This window comes from Leucobacter sp. G161 (assembly GCF_001482305.1).
Taxonomy (GTDB): domain Bacteria; phylum Actinomycetota; class Actinomycetes; order Actinomycetales; family Microbacteriaceae; genus Leucobacter.
In genome coordinates this window covers 47,614-63,294 of record NZ_LOHP01000001.1, presented here as the reverse complement: position 1 = coordinate 63,294, position 15,681 = coordinate 47,614, and the positions used below count along the sequence as shown (strand labels likewise).

14 protein-coding genes are annotated in these 15,681 nt (G+C 65.7%); 3 read left to right on the top strand and 11 right to left on the bottom strand.

The features are described 5' to 3' along the window. Positions 1–32: 32 nt before the first annotated feature. The 3 genes from AUL38_RS17280 to AUL38_RS00295 all read right to left on the bottom strand — a co-directional run bounded on the left by AUL38_RS17280 (position 33) and on the right by AUL38_RS00295 (position 2,317). The gene (locus AUL38_RS17280; RefSeq protein ID WP_161937381.1) at positions 33–182 is read right to left on the bottom strand and encodes a hypothetical protein; all 150 of its coding nucleotides are present in this window, start codon (positions 180–182) and stop codon (positions 33–35) included. Between the two features lie 216 nt (positions 183–398). Further along, positions 399–1,244 (bottom strand): glycosyltransferase, encoded by an 846-nt coding sequence (locus AUL38_RS00300; RefSeq protein WP_059058101.1) that lies wholly within the window; start codon positions 1,242–1,244, stop codon positions 399–401. Between the two features lie 68 nt (positions 1,245–1,312). Beyond that, entirely contained in the window at positions 1,313–2,317 is a 1,005-nt protein-coding gene (locus tag AUL38_RS00295) for an SDR family NAD(P)-dependent oxidoreductase (protein WP_059058099.1), read from the bottom strand. A 122-nt stretch (positions 2,318–2,439) separates the two neighbouring features. Between AUL38_RS00295 and AUL38_RS00290 the strand changes: the two genes are divergently transcribed. Next, positions 2,440–3,015, top strand: a complete 576-nt coding sequence (locus AUL38_RS00290; RefSeq protein ID WP_059058097.1) for a TetR/AcrR family transcriptional regulator — start codon at positions 2,440–2,442, stop codon at positions 3,013–3,015. Here AUL38_RS00290 and AUL38_RS00285 read toward each other — a convergent pair. From AUL38_RS00285 to galE, 3 genes are read right to left on the bottom strand one after another with little or no spacing between them, the layout of a single operon-like run. After that, positions 3,012–4,010 (bottom strand): glycosyltransferase, encoded by a 999-nt coding sequence (locus AUL38_RS00285; RefSeq protein WP_235590535.1) that lies wholly within the window; start codon positions 4,008–4,010, stop codon positions 3,012–3,014. The two genes, AUL38_RS00290 and AUL38_RS00285, sit on opposite strands and share 4 nt — an antisense overlap. Positions 4,011–4,039: 29 nt before the next feature. Then, positions 4,040–5,470, bottom strand: a complete 1,431-nt coding sequence (locus tag AUL38_RS00280) for an LCP family protein (RefSeq protein WP_059058093.1) — start codon at positions 5,468–5,470, stop codon at positions 4,040–4,042. Then, positions 5,467–6,480, bottom strand: a complete 1,014-nt coding sequence (gene galE / locus AUL38_RS00275; protein WP_059058091.1) for a UDP-glucose 4-epimerase GalE — start codon at positions 6,478–6,480, stop codon at positions 5,467–5,469. Before galE ends, AUL38_RS00280 begins: the two co-directional genes overlap by 4 nt. A gap of 145 nt (positions 6,481–6,625) precedes the next feature. On the opposite strand from galE, the gene AUL38_RS00270 reads away from it, so the two are divergent. Further along, complete coding sequence (locus AUL38_RS00270) at positions 6,626–7,759, top strand: hypothetical protein (protein ID WP_059058089.1); 1,134 nt, start codon at positions 6,626–6,628, stop codon at positions 7,757–7,759. A 24-nt stretch (positions 7,760–7,783) separates the two neighbouring features. On the opposite strand, the gene purE is transcribed toward AUL38_RS00270, so the two are convergent. The 3 genes from purE to AUL38_RS00255 all read right to left on the bottom strand — a co-directional run bounded on the left by purE (position 7,784) and on the right by AUL38_RS00255 (position 10,535). Beyond that, positions 7,784–8,293: a 5-(carboxyamino)imidazole ribonucleotide mutase gene (purE, locus tag AUL38_RS00265; protein ID WP_083506469.1), complete on the bottom strand. Its 510-nt coding sequence runs from the start codon at positions 8,291–8,293 to the stop codon at positions 7,784–7,786. Between the two features lie 86 nt (positions 8,294–8,379). Beyond that, on the bottom strand, positions 8,380–9,537 hold the full coding sequence (locus AUL38_RS00260) for a 5-(carboxyamino)imidazole ribonucleotide synthase (RefSeq protein WP_083506474.1): 1,158 nt from the start codon (positions 9,535–9,537) through the stop codon (positions 8,380–8,382). Between the two features lie 50 nt (positions 9,538–9,587). After that, the gene (locus AUL38_RS00255; RefSeq protein WP_059058085.1) at positions 9,588–10,535 is read right to left on the bottom strand and encodes a YihY/virulence factor BrkB family protein; all 948 of its coding nucleotides are present in this window, start codon (positions 10,533–10,535) and stop codon (positions 9,588–9,590) included. Positions 10,536–10,849: 314 nt separating this feature from the next. On the opposite strand from AUL38_RS00255, the gene AUL38_RS00250 reads away from it, so the two are divergent. Then, the gene (locus AUL38_RS00250; RefSeq protein WP_059058083.1) at positions 10,850–12,565 is read left to right on the top strand and encodes a sigma-70 family RNA polymerase sigma factor; all 1,716 of its coding nucleotides are present in this window, start codon (positions 10,850–10,852) and stop codon (positions 12,563–12,565) included. Positions 12,566–12,736: 171 nt separating this feature from the next. Here the strand turns inward: AUL38_RS00250 and AUL38_RS00245 are convergent, their stop codons facing one another. Further along, the gene (locus tag AUL38_RS00245) at positions 12,737–14,614 is read right to left on the bottom strand and encodes an SHIRT domain-containing protein (RefSeq protein ID WP_153006399.1); all 1,878 of its coding nucleotides are present in this window, start codon (positions 14,612–14,614) and stop codon (positions 12,737–12,739) included. Between the two features lie 296 nt (positions 14,615–14,910). Next, the gene (locus AUL38_RS00240) at positions 14,911–15,678 is read right to left on the bottom strand and encodes a succinate dehydrogenase iron-sulfur subunit (protein WP_059058079.1); all 768 of its coding nucleotides are present in this window, start codon (positions 15,676–15,678) and stop codon (positions 14,911–14,913) included. Positions 15,679–15,681: the final 3 nt, after the last annotated feature.

Below are 15,681 nucleotides of genomic sequence, written 5' to 3'. Positions count from 1 at the left end.
AGCCCCCGCTCGATGTGCTCGAGCAATACCTCTTAGTCAATCTCAGGGTAGTCGTTGAGCATCGGCAGGCTTGACCACAGGCGTACCCCGAATCGCAACACCCCCACTCGCTGAGCCAGCACTTCTTGCGTCCACCCGCGTCGCGCACGTAGTTCCGCGACCATCGCGCCGATCCCTGACATAGCTGCTCCTCGCTCCAGTGTTCGCAAACCATCTACTGCTGAGATAGTACCCAGCACTCGCTGGCTTGCGCCGGGAGGCGCAGTTGGGTCACCGCAACCACTGGTTGCTGTCTGTCACACCCCACAACCACCAGTTGGGTCTCGACATCCAACCCGCACGAGGAGGCTGCACGGGTGACGCCTCGACGCCAGACGCCAGAGGTTAGAGGCCAGAGGTTAGGCCCGGTCCCCCGGCAGCCCGGATCCGACGAACTTCCGAAACAGCACACGCTTCAGCGACGCAGGCATGAGCCGGTAGGCGCCCTTTACGACCACGTTCCGCGCGTACTGCCCGCGCGAAATGAACCCGATCCGCAGCATCTCACGCTGCAGCGCCCACTCGGTCTTGGCCTCTTGCCAACCACCGCGACGCGCGAATGCTCCTGCGCCAACTCGGTACTTCACGAGCGGCTCGGCAATGTTCTCGACACGGGCACCGGAGGCGATGAGTCGCACCCCGAGCCAGTAGTCTTCCATCTTGCCGAACGGCTGGTACCTGCCGACGACGTCGAGCGCCGCGACGCGATACATCATGGTCGGGTGATTGAAGGGGTTGTGGGTGCGCGCGTGGTCCCTGATGCGCGCCGCTCCCGTCGGGGGCACCCGCTCGGATATTGGCTGTTCCGTGTCGATTTCGAACTCAACCATTCCGGTGCCGACAAGGTCGTAGCCCTGGCTCAATAGCGCCCACTGTTTCTCAAAGCGTTCCGGCACGGAGACATCGTCGGCATCCATGCGCGCGACCACTGGGTACCGCGCTGCGTCGAGGCCAGCGTTGAGCGCCTCGGTGAGCCCCCGGTTGTCGGGGAGTCGGACGAGCCGCACGGGGATGGGGCTCTCGGCTTCGAGACGCGCGAGCTCCCGCTCCAACGTGTCGGAGACAGGCCCGTCCTGCACGATCACAGCTTCAGCGGGTCGCAGCGTCTGCTGATCCACGGAGCTCGAAAATGCGAGCCGTAGGGCGTCCGCATCGTCCCCAGCGTAGACGGGGAGCAAGAGCGAGAATTCCGGGGCGTGCACCATAACCTCACTAGCTTAGCTCCCCGCGAGGAAGGGCGGCGGGCTACCGCCGCCCGCCCCCGCCAGTCGACCTACTGCACCGACCACCCGCCGTCGGAGGTGAGGATCGCGCCGTTGATGTTCACGCCGTCGTCGCTGAGCAGGAACGTAATCGAGGCAGCAAGCTGCTCGGCGGTAGCAACGGTCGGGATCGCAGCCTGGAAGGGCTGCAGCCGCGCGCTGCCGGCCTCGGAGACGTTGGCGGGGAATGGGATGCCGGTGGCGACGCCGCCTGGCGCGACCGCGTTAATGCGGAGTCCCTGCTGCGCGTACATGAACGCGGCGCTCTTGGTGAGGCCGATGACGCCGTGCTTCGAGGCGGTGTATGCGTTCCCCGAGGCGTTGCCGCGGATGCCCGCTTCGGAGGAGATGTTCACGATGGCCCCCTTGCCTGCCTCAAGCATGACCGGCACGACCGCGCGGGTGAGTTTGAAGACGCCGGTGAGGTTGATGCCGATGACGCGGTCCCAAATCTCGTCGCTGGTCTCGTGGATCGGCGAGAAGTCGTCATTCACGCCAGCAATGTTCGCGAGCGCGTCGATGCGGCCTCCGGCTGCGGCGAGGACGGCGTCGATTGATTCCTGTTTGGTGACGTCGCCAGCAACGGGCACAACACGCCCGGCAGGGGCCTCCGCCGCGAACTCTTCGAGCTTCTCGGCCGAGAGATCTACGGCGATGACGCTGCCGCCCTCGCGGACGATTCGGGAGGCCGTGGCGCGGCCGATGCCGCTCGCCGCGCCAGTCACAATGACGGTCTGCCCGTCAAAGCGGCCTCCGGTGATGCGCTCCTGCCATGCGTTAGAACCGGTATCTGCCGGAATCTCGCCCCCGTTCACGGAGCGCACGAGGTCGTCGACGACGGACTGCGGCATCTTGCCCTGGCTGAGCGTGACGAGCTGCTGCAGCGGAAGTGAACGCACCTGGGTGAGCGATGCTGCGTCGCCGCCGGACTGCGCGAGCATGGCGCGGATCGCTGCCCCACCTTCGGGGTGATCGAGCCAGTCACCAATGGTGCTGTGGGCTGTGAGCGTGGACATGGGGCCTCCCTGAATGAGCGTCCCTGCCCAACGCAAGGCCGAGCCCCACCAGACTACTCCAACACGTGTCGGAGAAGCCAGGTTGGATCTTCCATCCGCGCACACCTGCGAGAATTGACGGTATGGATCCTCGCGCCGCGCACACCCAGTCCGTTCTCCACGCAGCGGTACTCGAACTCGCAGCAGAGCGCCCCATCACCGACATCACGGTCATCGACATTATTTCGCTCGCGGGCGTCAATCGCAGTAGCTTCTACCAGCACTTCGTGAGCCGCGAGGAGCTCCTCGCGGCCGCACTCGAGCAGATCGAGATCGAGATGGCCCACGCCGACGAACCGGTTGTCATCACCGACGCCACGCAACCACCGGCGGAGCTCGTGCGATTCATGCGCCACTTTGCCGCGAACGCTGCACTCTACCGAGGTGTCTTCGGGCCACGCGGCTCCGCGCTCGTCACTGCGCGCGTGCGCGCCCGCATGCTCGGCTTCGTGCGTGCCGGCATGCAGATCTCTCCCGAGCCGATCACTCAGGCGGAGCTGCCGCTCGATATTGCAGCAGCCGGCACCTCGGGCGCGCTGCTCGGCGTCGTCGAGGCATGGATCGCGCAGGATCCCTTCCCCGCCCCGGAGGTCGCTGCTGGCTGGATGTGGCAGATCCTCGGCCCCGGCCGCATGTGGGGCGCAGCGGCTACGAGCTAGCTGCGGCGTTCGGCCTTCTCAAGCCGCTCGATCTCGACCATCACGTCGACGGGTACGCCGGTGTCGCGCAGTACGTCGCGGGTGGATCGCGGATTCGTGCGCGTGCCCTCGCGCCAGCCGCGCTGCAGGCAGTCGCGCAGCTGCGCGCGATCGCTCGAGGCTCGGAAAGTGCGGATCCAACGCCGCACGCTCGCACCGAAGTACAGGAACTTCTCCCAGCCGTAGAGCGCGTCTGAACGCCGGAATACCCACAGCTTGTTCCGCACCTCAAAGAAGAACCGCGGGCCGGGGTCTGCGTCACTCGATCCGCGCTTGGCGGTCTTGTGAGTCACGACGGAATCGGGGGTAAAGATGCCGCGCGCGCCGCGCAACAGGCGCGCCGAGTACTCAAAGTCGTCATTCCACAGGAAGTAGTCAGCCAGCGGCAGTCCAAGCTCACGCACCCGCGCCGCACGCAGAAATGCGGACACGAACGAGATCGAGCGGATCTCCATCGCGCCGACGGCCGCCGCGCGTTCGCGCTCGGCGGCGGCCGCGCGGATCTTCGACTTCGGGGTGTTCATCGGGTGATCCGCCCCGTCGGTCCAGATGACCCGCGAGCCCATCACCGCGAGATCGTCCGGGCCACTGGCGCGGTAGCGCTCGTGCGCGCCGAGCGCGCCCGCGAGCGCGTCGGGGCTGGGCACGGTGTCGTCGTCCATGACCCAGACCCAGTCGGTCTCCTCGTCAACGACTGCGGCAGCGATACCGACGGCGAACCCGCCGGCGCCGCCCGTGTTCTTCTCGAGCTTGATGAGGCGAGCGCGCTCCCCCCATTCGGAGAGCTTCGCCTCCGCGACCTCAGTCGAGCCGTCAGTGGAGGCGTTGTCGACGACGACCAGCCGATCCACCGGGCGCGACTGCGCCGCGAGCGCGTCGAGCGCCTCGCCAAGCAATTCGCGCCGATTGAAGGCGACAAGTACTGCCGTGACCCGCATGTCACCCTTTCGTTGCACGTGAAACCCGACCTATTCTACGGCAGGCGTTACTCGCCGCCGCCTTCCGGCTGCGGGCTTGCCGCAGCAACGCCAGCGTCGACGAGTTCGCGGATGACCCCGTAGTCCGGAGCCTCCGGGTCGACTGCGGGCGGCACAAGTTCGACGTTGACCGGCGAGTGCTCGCGGGCCTTGCCGGCAAGGTCAACGAAGCGTCCGAGCATCGAGTCCGGGATGTCGGTCTTCACCAACTGCGAGCCAGCCGCCGCGATCTCCTGGAACCGCAGCAACACGTTCCCGGGATTCATCTGCGCGAGGATTGCGCCCTGCAGATCACGCTGCCGCTGCATCCGGTCGTAGTCGCCGTTCTCGGAGCCGTAGCGCGAGCGGGCGAACCACTGTGCTTCCCAGCCGTTGAGGTGCTGCTCGCCCGGTTCGATCCAGCCATCAACATTCACGAGCTCTCCCGAGTACTCGTCGATGCCGCCACCGATCGGCAGTCGCTCAGGCACGTTCACCGTGGCCCCGCCGAGCGAATCGATGATGTTCGAGAACGCGTCCATGTTCAACAGCACGTAGAACTGCGGGTCGATACCGGTGGCGCCCTGCACCGCGTCCTTCGTCGCCTCGATGCCGGGCGAGGAGCCGCGCGACTCCGCGTCTGGGTACAGTCCGGCGTAGGTCTCGGGGAAGTTCTCGACCTCGGTGTAGACGGCGTTGAGGTAGCAGGTCGTGTAGCAGCCGCCCCATTCGCTGACCGAGTTCGGAGCTACGCCGAAGCCGTACGGGTGGAGCGCGCTCATAGGCGACTCCTCGGGGAACGGCATCTCGATGAGTTCGCGCGGGAGCCCGATGATGACCGACTGCCCGGTTTTCGCGTCGACGCTCACCAGTGAAATCGAGTCGGGCCTGATGCCCTCACGGTCGGAGCCGGCGTCGGTTCCCAGCAGCAGGATGTTGTAGCGACCGTCGATGGGTTTCACGTCCGGTGCACCGATGAAGATGCTGCCGATCGCGCCGCGGCCGGTGCCGATGAGGGATGACGCCCAGGCAGCGCCAGCGACGGGGACCAGGGTGAGGCTCACCGTGAGCATCGCGACCGGCACCCGCCAGTTCGGCGTCACCCGCACAAGCTTGGTGAGGCGCAGCGTATCGATGCCGAGTACGAGCCACATGAGCCCGAGCGCTGCGATGAGCCACTGCAGCACAAACAAGAACAGGTTGTTCGTGAACACCGAGAGCGTCGTAGCCCTGGCAAACAGCAGACCGAGAAGCGAGATCACCAAGACCACAACGGCCGCGATGGTGACGCTGAGCCCAAAGCGACCTAGCTTACGGTTGCCCGCGAGCAGCTGCGCGCTGCCAGGCAGCAAAAATCCGAGCACGACAAGCCAACGCGCCCGCTTGGTCATCAGCGGCGGCGAAGACAGGTCGGGTGTGCGGATCGGCCGTTCGAGGTCGTAGTCGAGGGCTCCGCTCATACACCGTACCCATCGGGGGTTGCCGACTGCCAGGCCCAGGAGTCCCTGCAGGCGTCAGCGAGCGAGCGCGTCGTCTGCCACTCGAGCTCGCGGTTCGCCTTCGCCGGGTTTGCCACGGTCTCGGCGACGTCGCCGCCGCGAGGAGGAACGACTTCATAGGGTATCTCGCGGCCAGCGGCCTCCCCGAACGCGCGGACGACGTCGAGCACGCTCGAGCCGGCACCCGAACCGAGGTTGTAGGTGGACACACCCTCGCCCATCCGCTCCAGGGCCTGCGCGTGCCCCTCGGCGAGGTCCATCACGTGAATGTAGTCGCGCACGCCGGTGCCATCGGGCGTCGGGTAGGAGTCCCCGAAGACACTGAGCTTCTCGCGCTTACCAACTGCGACCTGCGCAATGAACGGCATGAGGTTGTTCGGAATGCCCGATGGATCCTCGCCGATCCGGCCCGACGGGTGCGCGCCGACCGGGTTGAAGTACCGCAGCAGCACCGCCTGCAGCTCTGGCCACGATGTCTGGGTGTCGCGGATCATCTGCTCGATCATCGCTTTCGACCAGCCGTACGGGTTCGTGAGGCCGAAGCCTGCCGGGTGGTCTTCGTCCTGTGGAACGTACTGCGGGTCGCCGTACACCGTCGCACTCGAACTGAATCCGAGGCGGGTCATACCGCGCTCGCGCATGAGATCGAGCAGGTTGAGGGTCGAGTCGATATTGACTCGGTAGTACCGGGTCGGCTGCGCCACTGATTCACCGACGGCCTTCAGCCCGGCGAAGTGCACCACCGCGTCGACCTCAAGCCCCGCGAACGCAGCCTCGGCCGCGACGCGATCGGCGAGATCCGCCTGAATGACCGGAATACTGCGACCCGTCAACTCCGCGACCCGCCGCACCGCCTCCGGGCTACTGTTCGAGAAGTCGTCGAGCACCACGACGTCGTGGCCGCGCTCGAGGAGCACGAGGGCAGTGTGGGAGCCGATGTAGCCGGCACCTCCGGTGAGCAGAACACGCATAGCATCGAGGCTACTTCACCGAAGCAGAGAGAACCATGCGGCACTCCGAGGACTCGCGGGGCGCGGCGCACAGGAAGTGCAATTCCTGCACCGTAGAATGGCTATGGATTCATAGTTATTGGTAACGCAACCCCCGGAGGTGGAAATGGCGACTCTCAGCCTCATCGCCGAGCCGTTTCCGGATTGGGAAGCCCCCGTACATTTCGCGGCTGCTACCGACCTCGCGGACGCCATTGCCGCGACCGCACCGCGCAGCTGCAGTGCGAGGTTTCTGTCGGCCCGCGGCACGACCCCGCCCGATTTCTCCTCGCCGCGGATCAGTGCCGAGCAGCTGCCCATGGGCGCAAATGCGCTGCCCATTCTCTGGCAGTCGAGCACGACCGCCCGCCCCCTCGACGGCGAGATGACGCACGCGGTCACACCGATGATCCCGCTCCGTTCTCGATCCGAGGACGACGGCACCCAGACCACCGTGACGATCCCCCACGGGCTCGCGTGGGAGGCTCCTGACCTCCTCACCCCCGCCCAGGGCCGTCTCACCCGCTCGTTCGTGAAGCGTGCCGCGAAGTACGCCGATGTGCTCATCGCGACTTCACACTCAGTGGCCTCGCTCATTCAGCAGCACTACGGCCACAATGTTCCGGTTCAGGTCGTCCCGCCAGTCGCCCCGTCGGTATTCCTCGCCGGAGAGGACGCTGCGGCTCGCCGCGACAATCTCGGCCTGCCCGAGCGTTACCTGGTGACCACGGCAAATCTCGATGATCACGGACGCCTGCAGTGGGTGCTCGACGCGCTGGATTCAGACCCGTCGCTCCCCCACCTCGTCGTCATCACTGGCCTCGACCCGCTCCTACACGTTAAGGGCGCACCACAGCAGAACGACATCGTCGCTGCCCTCCCAGCGGCGGTGCGCGAGCGGGTGACCGTTGTCCCCGCAGAGGATCTCGCTGACGTCGGAGCCATCATTTCTGGTGCGGCGATGCTGCTGCAGCCGCAGTCGTTTGCTGGCACCGGGTATACCGTCATCGCGGCGCTCATGGCAGGCGTTCCCGTACTGCACGCGGGCGTGCCGGCGTTTGAAGAGCACATCCTCGATGCGGGGCACGCGGAGCCCGAGGCTCCCGGGTTCATCACCTCACTGTCGCGGCTCTTCATCCCGAACAGCGGGGACGGATCGAGCGAGCTCGAACGCCTCACCGTGCACGCAGCGGATCGCGGTCGCACGTACTCGTGGAACTCGGTCGCGTGGCAGCTGTGGGAGACCCACGCCCTCATCTAGCGGCGAGGGCCACCACGGCCGACGCTACTCCGCTGCGACGCGCGCCTGCAGCGCCGCGTTCTTCTCTTCCACCATTTCGGTGAGACCCTGCGCATACGCGTCGAGCTTGGCACGGAGCGCGTCATCGCTCGTCCCGAGGATGCGTGCGGCGAGAATGCCGGCGTTCTTCGCGCCCCCGATCGAGACTGTCGCAACCGGGATCCCGCCTGGCATCTGCACGATTGAGAGCAGCGAGTCCATGCCGTCAAGTTTCGCGAGGGGCACGGGAACTCCGATCACCGGCAGCGAGGTCATCGATGCGACCATGCCCGGCAGGTGTGCGGCCCCTCCGGCGCCCGCGATGATGACCCGCACTCCGCGGCCTGCGGCTGCACGCGCGTAGTCCACCATCTTGTCGGGGGTGCGGTGCGCGCTCACGACTTCGACCTCGTGCGCGATCCCGAACTCACGGAGCATGTGCACCGCGTCCTGCATCACCGAAAAATCGGAGTCAGAACCCATAATTACGCCGACGAGGGGGGATGATTCGCTCATACCCCAATCGTAGCGGTCGCCAGCGCGGCGGGTGAGCCCGTACGAGCAGCGCGGGCTCACCGCGCGACAGCGCACCCGGCTCGGCGTTAGGCGAAGCCGTCGGCCGCCGACCGCGCCTCTGCGCGTGCGTCCTCAAGCGAGGTGCCGACGACGGTGACGTGCCCGACCTTGCGCCCGGGACGCGGCAGTTTGCCGTAGCTGTGGATCTTCGCGGCGGGGTGCGCAGCCAGCACGTCGGCATAGCGCACCGGCATCGGGCCCTCGGCGGGGCCACCGAGCACGTTCACCATCACGGCGAAGGGCGCGGCCATCGCGGGGTCGCCGAGCGGCAGGTCAGTGACGGCGCGCAGGTGCTGTTCGAACTGGCTCGTGAGTGACCCCTCGATCGAGAAGTGTCCGGAGTTGTGCGGACGCATCGCGAGCTCGTTCACGAGCACCCGACCGTCGCGCGTCTCAAACATCTCGACGGCGAGCACACCGGTCGCGTCAACGCCCTGGGCGACAACGGCACCGATGCGTGCGGCCTCTGCCGCGGTCTCGGGGTTCGATACGGGTGCGGGCGCGAGCACCTCGGCGCAGACACCGTCCTGTTGGATGGTTTCGACGAGCGGCCAGGCGCGGGTCTCCCCCGACGGCCTGCGCGCGACGAGCTGCGCCAGCTCGCGGGTGAAATCGACGAGCTCCTCTACCAGCAGGAAGCCGCCGCGGCCGTCCTCCGCGAGCGCCGTGAACCAGTCGCGCACCTCGTCAGCCTGCGAGACGACGCGCACGCCCTTGCCGTCGTAGCCGCCGCGGGCGGTCTTCACGACGGCGCGGCCCCCGTTCGCATCGATGAACTCTTGGAGGGCTTCCTCCGAATCGACTGCCGCCCAGGCGGGGATCGGCACGCCGAGCTCAGCGAGCTTCTCACGCATGAGGATCTTGTCCTGCGCATACTGCAGCGCGTGTGGCCTGGGGTGCACGGCGACGCCGCGGCGCTCGAGCTCGTTCAAGATCTCGTGAGGCACGTGCTCGTGGTCAAAGGTGACAACGTCAACGGTCTCGGCGAAGGCGTACACCGTCTCTGGGTCGCGGTAGTCGCCGACCATGTCGGCGGCGCGTGCCGCGCTCATGCCCTCGGTCTCGGCGAGCACGGAGATCTCAATACCCAGGTGAATCGCGGGCGGCACCATCATGCGGGCGAGCTGGCCGCCGCCGATCACGCCGACGCGGACAGTGGGATTCGCAGCAGCAACTTCAGGAATTTCGCTCACCCCTCCATTCTGCCGTATCTCGGGCTGCCCGGGAGCCAGCGTTACTCGAGCAGGCGCACTGCGTCGCTCGGGGCGACTGCCTCCGGCAGCCCGAGCTCCGGATCGAGGCCCGTCGCTATCCACGCCGAGGTGAGCAGCAGTGCGCGGCAAATAAAGTTGAACCACAGCAGCAGGCCCACAAAGATCGCGAACGGGGCGAGCAGCGGATTGCTCGTCGCCCCGCCCAGGAGCGCCGTGCCGAGGAGCTTGAGGAGGAACAGCGCAGCGGCCCCGACCAGGCTGCCGGTGATGAGGTGCCACCAGCCGACCCGCACCTCGGCGAGGTAGCGGTGGATCGCGACGAGCACGAGCACGTCGAAGAGATACATGGCTCCGTAGCGCACCACTGTGCCGAGCCCACCAAAGAACCAGTTGTCAGAACTCACCCCGAGCCAGGACAGCAGGAAGTCGGTGAGGTTCGAGCTCACGACAACGAGCACGGCCGAGACGATGATCGCGAGGAAGAAGCCGACGGCGAGCGCGAGGTCGCGCACCTTCAGCAGCAGGGCGTTCCGGTATTCCTTGACCTCAAGCCCAAAGATGAGTCGGATCGAGCGCCGAGTGCCAGTGAACCAGTTGATCGCGACCCAGATGAGCGAGATACCCGCGACCAGCGTCGTCCAGTCGAGCACCCGCGCGCCAAGCAGACTCTGCACCTGGATCGCCGAATCCTTATCGGTTCCCAGCAGCCCCGGCACGAACACGTTGATCTGCTCGATGATGGTGGCGAGGAGTTCGGGCTGGCCACGCAGCACAATGCCGAACACACTGAAGCCGACGAGCACACCAGCGAACACCGCGAACAGCGCCTGATAGCTCATGCCGCCCGAGAGCACGCTCCCACCAACATCGGTGAAATGGGAGAACGCGCGATAGGGCCGCGTGCGCGGGATGCGCTGCCACAGGGTGAGCCCGCGTGCAATGACTCCTGGCTGCGGGCTTTTCTTCATGAGAGCGAGTGTAGCGCGACCGCAGAGCGGTCGAGGGCTCGTGGCCGCGTGTTAAGCGCCCAGCTCCGCACCACGAATGCAGTCCTGGGGGGATTGCGGTGAGGAGCCGGGCATTTAATAACACGTGAAAAACCACAAATCGTGACGCGCGTTCACGAAATTATTTCAAAAGGATTTCGGATTCGTAAATTCGCGTTGCGACCCGCGATACTGGTAAGGAAGCATTCGCGCTGGGGGGCGCGGATACTGAGCATGAGGCATGCCAACGCGGGTCGCGTTGCCGTGCCTACGGGGGAACACTTCACGGGGGAAATGTGCGCAAGGATGTCAACCAGGATCGTCAAGCGATGCCTGATGAGGAGCTCCTCTCTGCCTCTCGTGAGGGGGATACTGCGGCATTCGCGGAGCTCTGGGAGCGGCACCGCAAACCCGGGCTCACCGCCGCACGCAGCCTTGCTCCCTCCCTCGACCCCGAAGATCTGGTGTCAGAGGCCTACCTCACCATCCTCGAGCTCGTGCGCGACGGCCGCGGCCCACAGGGAGCATTCCGCCCGTACCTCTACCGGGTCATCCGTTCAGCGGCAGCGAATCGGTTCCGCGCTGGCGAGCACACCGACGTGGAACTCACCGACGCCCCCGCGCTCCACGAAACCGCTCCCTGGGAAGACAACGCCTTTGACCTCAACGCCGTCACCGAGGCATTCGCCACGCTCACGCCTCGCTGGCAGTCTGTGCTCTGGTACACCGAGGTCGAAGGAATGCCGCCGCGCGAGGCAGCGAAGCTGCTCGGTATCTCAGCGAACAGCACCTCGGTGCTCGCCGGCCGAGCCCGAGACGCCCTGAAATCTGCTTGGGTTGAAGCCCACGTGAATCGGCAGCTTGCTGACGAGGCGTGTCGATCCACGATCGAGAACCTGCAACGCTACCAACGCAGGAAGCTCACGGCCAGGGTGACTCGGGAGGTGGAAATCCACCTCGATGAGTGCGCGTCGTGTGCGCTCGCGGCGGTAGAGGCCGCGACCCTGAACCGGCAGCTCGGGCTCGTGCTCGCTTGGATTTCCCTCGGCGCTGCCGGCACCGCCGCGCTCGCCGAGCAACTCAACATCGCAGGCTACGTCGGAATTACGGCCGGCGGAGCCGCAGTGGCAGCCGGCGCCCAGGGCGGGGGCGCGGCTGCGGGAGGCGGGGCGACGGCGGGATCCATTCCTGCCGCCATTGCCTCCGGAGTGAGCGGGCTCGTGAGCTCCATTGGCCTGCCCGCGGCGATCGGTGGCGCCAGCTTGCTCCTCGTCGCAGCCGCCGGTGTCGGCGTCGCCGCGATCTCGCTCCCCGCCGAAGTTCCACTCGCAGCTCCCGTCGCCTCAGCCGGCACGGATCACGGCGCGGATGGTGCCCCCGCGGCCGCGTCTCCTGGCACTCAGGCCCCGAGCCGCACGCGCGAGCGGGCCTCAGATCAATCAGGCGAAGCTGCCACTAGCGGCGAGGTCCTCCCCGCGCTCGACCAGGCAATCGCGACGGCAGACGGCCTGCCACCCGCGCTGATACCCGACAGCGGCGAGCATGTCACGGTGCCGCAGCCGCTGCCGCTGCCGGCCACCCCCGCACCACGAGAACCCGACGAGCCGCACACACCAACTCCTCTGGTCGATCCGCCTGTGACGGAGCCACCCACGGTGGAGCCCCCGGTCATCGAGCCCCCGGTGATCGAGCCACCGGTCATCGAGCCACCGGTCATCGAGCCACCCATCGTGAAACCACCAGTCATCAAGCCCCCGATCGTGGAACCCCCGGTCATCGAACCCCCGGTGATCGAGCCGCCCATCGTCGAACCCCCGATCATCGAGCCACCGGTCATCGAGCCACCCATCATCGAGCCACCCATCATCGAGCCACCCATCATCGAGCCACCCATCATCGAGCCACCCATCATCGAGCCACCGGTCATCGAGCCACCAACCGTTGACCCTCCAACGACGTGGCCGCCGTGGGTACGACCACCCATTACCTGGTCGCCCAAGGCCAGTACCTAACGGGCGCTCCGCCAGCCGAGGCGACTATCGAAGATGTGAGTTCGCACACCCCCTCCTCCGCTGCGCAGGCTTGAACGTAACGTCGAACGGGGTGGGTGGTGGAGGCCTTTCGGCCCCACCACTCACCCCGCGACTACACACGCGCGTCAGGCACGGATGCAGATCCTGCGTTTAGACCGCCTGGTCCGCGTTGCGTGCCTGGCGTCGAACATTCCGCAGCACGACTGCGGATCCCGCTGCGAGCAGCAACGCTGCTCCGGCGACGAGCAGTCCCGGACCGGCTCCACCGGTGCCCGGCAGCGGCGACTTCTTGCCGTCTTCGGGCGTAGGTGTTGGGTCAGGCGTCGGCGCTGGATCTGGCGTGGGATCCGGGTCCGGCGTGGGATCAGGGCCCGGCGTGATCAGGCTGGTTTCGACCTTCATCTCCCATGCTCCCGTGAAGACCACATCGGAGTCAGTGACTTCGGCTGTCTCTGGCTCCCACCCACCGAACGTCCACGTCGTCACGGTCCGGATGTTCTGCCCCTCATCGTCCGCGGTTTCGATGACCTGGGTCTCGCTCAACGCGATGGGAGTCACGGTGTCACCGCTGACGAAGCGCTCGTTGCTCACCGGGAGCAGCCCAAGCACTGAATCAGGCAGCGGGCTGTCCACCCCGTCAGCTGCCCGGAACACGTAGGTCACGCCGAATGTATCTTCGACAACGATTGGCTCCTCGGTGACCGTCTTGCTCCATGTTCCGGTGAAGACGATGTCACTGTCGCTGATCTCAATTGATTCGCTGTCCCACCCCACGAAATCCCAGGTTGTCACCGTTCGGACGCCTGCTTCGAGGTCGTCACTCGTTTCAACGACCTGAGTTTGCGCTGGCGGCAGAGGGACGACGGTGTCACCCGGGGCGAACTTGTCGTCAGTTGTCGGCAGCAACGCAAGCACTGCGTCGGGGAGTGGCCCGTCACCCACGGCGTCTGCCGCATGGAACCGATAGCTGACGCCGAAGACGTTGTCCTCATCGTCATCGTCGCCACCGGAGCCGTCGTCCTCCGTCAGCTCCCAGCCGCCAACGAAGCTGAGGTTTTCGCCGGCAACCGTGGTGGTTGCCGGATCCCAGCCGCGGAACACCCACGCCCTGTCCTCGTCGACGGGCACGTTGGGTTCGGCAGGAGCCACTGGCGCGACCTCGGTCCCGTCCCGCAGCATGAATTCTCCTGCGGGCAGCTGGGCGAGGACGGCTTCGGGCAGCTCCTCCCCCTCGGTGAGACTCGAGAAACTGTACTCGGAGTCGAACGTGGGGACCATGCTCAGCGGAACATCGTTTCCGGGCTCATTGAAGCTGACCGGAATGTTACCCGCAAGCCAGTGGTCTATTTTCATCTCCCCAGAGATATTCGCGTTGGTGAGCGCGAACGTTTTGCCCGCCTCGAACGCTGACTGCTGCACGAAGAGCGCACCGGGCGGGGTCGGGATGAGCACTTGGGGAGGCTCAGTCGCAGCGCGATCAAGATCCGAGCCTATGACAGGGTCGCCATTCGCCCTGAGCAGAGCAATTCTGATGGTGAGGCTGCCTGAGGCAGCGTTAAATGCAACACTTTCGCACTGCAGCATGTCGCCAGCGGACGTGCCGACGTTCTGGGCCACGAACTCCGCTTGCATTGCCTCACAGGTCAACAGCGACTCGTCAACGCTGACCACCTCGGGATCTATCCCAAACGTTGCGTCCCAGGTGCCATAGAATCTTGAGTTTTGCCAGGCAGTTTCACCGCCAACCAACCCCGCCCCCGCCCCGCGCAACGAGAGATACTCGGCCCAGATGCTGGTCATGTCGAGCGAGCCGCGGTACGCCATGTCGTAGGTGGTACCCGGCTCGTCGCTCTTACGGGAGTCGAACAGGAATTCACCCATCGAGGTAATCTGTTCACTTCCATCGCTCGCATAGGCGTCGATGGTGAACTCGGGCTCGGCGGCCGAGGCCGCAGTCACCCCCATGCTGGTCAGGAGCAATGCACCGGCTGCGCCGAGGGCGCCAACCGTTCGAATTCTTCGTTTCATGGTGTCTCCAAGGTTGTCGCCGCCACGCCAACACCATGCGAACTCGTTGGGTAACGACCGTTTCGAACAATGGTTACGTCCCCTATCCCCACAACAGGCACGCGGATACTCCCATGACGCAGCACCCTGAGTACCTCTGGCACGCCACGCTGTGCGCCACGAGGACACCGTTTCACGAAACACTGACAGTCAGCTGTAAATTAGATAACTACCAGCGGCAAAGCAAAAGCCCCTCCCGGATTCGGCAGTAGCCGTTCCCGGGAGGGGCTGAGCGCGGGCGCATTCGCCGCAGAGCGTTACACCGTGACGCCGGTGCGGATCGCGGCCTTGACCTCGGCGATTGCCTTGGTGACCTGGATGCCGCGCGGGCATGCCTCTGAACAGTTGAAGGTGGTGCGGCAGCGCCACACGCCTTCCTTGTCATTGAGGATGTCCAGGCGAACTTGTGCGTTATCGTCGCGCGAATCGAAGATGAAGCGGTGTGCGTTCACGATCGCGGCCGGGCCGAAGTACTGGCCGTCGGTCCAGAACACGGGGCACGACGTGGTGCAGGCAGCACAGAGGATGCACTTCGTGGTGTCATCGAAGCGCTCACGAGCTGCAATGTCCTGGATGCGCTCCTTGCCGGGCTCCGGCGCCGAGTTCGCGACGAGGAACGGCTGCACCTCACGGAACGACGCGAAGAACGGCTCCATGTCGACGATGAGATCCTTCTCGAGGGGCAGGCCCTTGATCGCCTCAACGTAGATCGGCTTCGTGATGTCAAGATCCTTGATGAGGGTCTTGCAGGCGAGGCGGTTGCGGCCGTTGATGCGCATCGCATCCGAGCCGCAAATGCCGTGCGCGCAGGAACGACGGAACGACAGGGTGCCGTCCATGTCCCACTTGATCTGGTGGAGCGCATCAAGAATGCGGTCCGTCGGGTACATCTCGACGTCGAAGTCTTCCCAGTACGCGCCTCGGCCCGATTCCGGGTCAAAACGGCGGATCAGCAGGGTGACGTTGAACGGCTTGATCTCTTCCACGGCGTTCTCGCCGGGTGCCTCAGTGGTGACAGCACTCATGTT